The organism is Virgibacillus oceani, from assembly GCF_041521345.1.
GTDB classification, from domain to species: Bacteria; Bacillota; Bacilli; order Bacillales; family Amphibacillaceae; genus Virgibacillus_N; species Virgibacillus_N oceani_A.
Genome location: NZ_JBGOHB010000063.1, coordinates 1 through 2,429, shown reverse-complemented (window position 1 = coordinate 2,429; position 2,429 = coordinate 1). Strand labels below are relative to the sequence as shown.

Annotated in this window: 3 protein-coding genes; all 3 read left to right on the top strand. The window is 45.8% G+C overall.

What is annotated here, in order from left to right; all coding sequences use genetic code 11:
• Positions 1-54: 54 nt before the first annotated feature.
• The 3 genes from tnpA (at position 55) to tnpC (ending at position 2,376) form a co-directional block, all read left to right on the top strand.
• Positions 55-381: an IS66 family insertion sequence element accessory protein TnpA gene (tnpA, locus tag ACDX78_RS23105; protein ID WP_461183807.1), complete on the top strand. Its 327-nt coding sequence runs from the start codon at positions 55-57 to the stop codon at positions 379-381.
• Complete coding sequence (gene tnpB / locus ACDX78_RS23100; protein ID WP_461183806.1) at positions 375-731, top strand: IS66 family insertion sequence element accessory protein TnpB; 357 nt, start codon at positions 375-377, stop codon at positions 729-731. Before tnpA ends, tnpB begins: the two co-directional genes overlap by 7 nt.
• Positions 732-867: 136 nt before the next feature.
• Positions 868-2,376: an IS66 family transposase gene (tnpC, locus tag ACDX78_RS23095; RefSeq protein WP_486031198.1), complete on the top strand. Its 1,509-nt coding sequence runs from the start codon at positions 868-870 to the stop codon at positions 2,374-2,376.
• The last annotated feature ends 53 nt before the right edge of the window (positions 2,377-2,429 follow it).

Below are 2,429 nucleotides of genomic sequence, written 5' to 3'. Positions count from 1 at the left end.
CAGAAAGTCATCCATGCGATAATCTTCTTAGAAATGAATTCAGGAGGTTATGCGATGACTCTAAAAGACAAAAGAATAGAATGGGAAGCGCGGTATGATGCTTGGAAAGATAGCGGGCAAAGTGTAGCCGAATGGTGTCGGGATCATGAAATCAAAGCCCACCAGATGTATTATTGGATCCAGCGATTCGAGAACCAGGAAAATCTTTCTGAGCAGGAACCAACACAATGGCTCGCCGTCCAGGTGGAAGAGGAAAATATTTCTTCCAAAGGAGAAGGACCTATCTTTATCCACTTTGATGCTCTTTCTGTCGAAGTGCGACCAGGAGCCAATGTTGGATTACTATCCGATATCATACATGTCCTGCGAAATCAATGTTGACAAACTTACAATTTGAGCGTGTCTACCTGGCTCGCGGAAGCACAGACCTTCGTAAGTCTATTGACGGTCTGGCGGTGATTGTTCAAGAATGCTTTGACCTCGATCCCTTTTCTCCTTGTTTGTTCGTGTTCTGTAATCGGAAACGTGACAAGTTAAAAATCCTGCAGTGGGAGCACAATGGGTTTTGGCTGCATTATCGCAGGTTGGAAAAGGGAACATTCCATTGGCCATCAGAAAAGGACACAGCACCTATGAATATCAGTCCTCGTCAGCTTCGCTGGCTGCTGGATGGTTTGCCAATTGAACAAAGGCAGGCACACCGTGAGGTGAAAGCGCGTACCATTATTTAAAAGATTGAAATATAGGAATACGGGAATTCGACTAGGCAAGTCGAATTCTTTATCGTATACTTATTTTATGGAAAAAACAGCGCATACATCAACCCAGTCAATTGAATATTATAAAGCGCAAAATGAAAAGCTTGAGATGGAAAAAGAAGCGTTGGAGGCAAAATTAAAATGGTACGAAGAACAATTTCGTTTGAGCCAACAACGCAGATTTGGATCTTCCAGTGAGAAGACCGATTCAGGTCAGCTCTCTCTTTTCAATGAGGCCGAAGATACTACTGACACGACTGTGGAAGAACCAACTGTCGAAACGATTACATATAAACGCAAGAAACAGCGTGGTCAGCGTCAACAAAAGCTGGAAAACCTGCCTACGGAAACGATCGAATATCGTTTATCCGATGAGGAACAGGTCTGTTCGTGCTGTGGAGGAAATCTTCACGATATGAGCACGGAAGTGCGTAAAGAATTAAAAATCATTCCTGCGCAAGTAAAAGTCGTTGAACACGTGCGCCACGTATATAGCTGCCGGCATTGCGAACGCCATGAAATTGAAACACCTATTGTGACAGCGAAGATGCCGGAGCCAGTATTTCCTGGGAGCCTCGCCTCTCCATCCGCCATGGCTTACACCATGACACAAAAATATGTAGAGGGCATGCCACTTTACCGGCAAGAGAAACACCTGGAACGCTTCGGTGTATCCATTCCACGGCAGACACTGGCCAATTGGATGGTGTACGGTGCCACCACATGGCTGGAGCTCATTTATAACAAAATGCATGCCCAACTATTGGAATTGGATACGATGCACGCGGATGAGACGACACTGCAAGTTTTATCCGAGCCGGAACGGCCGGCAACATCCACCTCCTACATGTGGCTATATCGCTCAGGGCATACTGATGTACCCATCGTTCTTTACGATTATCAGCAAACACGGGCGGCCAAACATCCACGCCGATTTCTGAAAGGCTTCCAGGGCTACCTGCATGTAGACGGTTATCCCGGCTACAATGGGCTTCCTGACGTTGTCCTTGTTGGGTGTTGGGCGCACGCACGGCGCAAATTCACAGAAGCACTCAAGGCTCTTCCTGAATCCGCAGCCACTACGGCTGTGAAGGCAAACGAAGGCTTGGACCTCTGTAATAAGCTTTTTGATATTGAACGAGATTTAAAGGACAAAAGTCCGCAAGAACGCTATGAAAAGCGTTTGGAACGCAGCCAGCCAGTGCTGGAGGCTTTTTTGGCATGGTTGAAAGAGCAAACACCACGCGTACTGCCAAAAAGTGCGCTTGGTCAAGCCATCAAATATTGTCGTAACCAATGGGAACGTTTAGAGGCATTTTTGGAGGATGGCCGATTGGAGATTGATAACAATCGAGCTGAACGGTCCATCAAGCCTTTTGTGATCGGAAGGAAAAATTGGCTTTTTAGCAATACCGCAAAAGGAGCAAAATCCAGTGCGATCATTTATAGTGTTGTGGAGACGGCCAAGGAAAATGGACTGAATCCATTTAACTACCTCAGCTACCTGTTTGAGGAACTTCCCAATATAGATACGACAGATGAAGTGCAGTTGACTCGACTTCTGCCGTGGTCCGCTACACTCCCTGATGAATGCCGCGTTCCTAATAAATCTAAATAAATTATAACAGTAGTCCACATCTGAAAAACAGGTGTGGACTATTTTACGCTTAC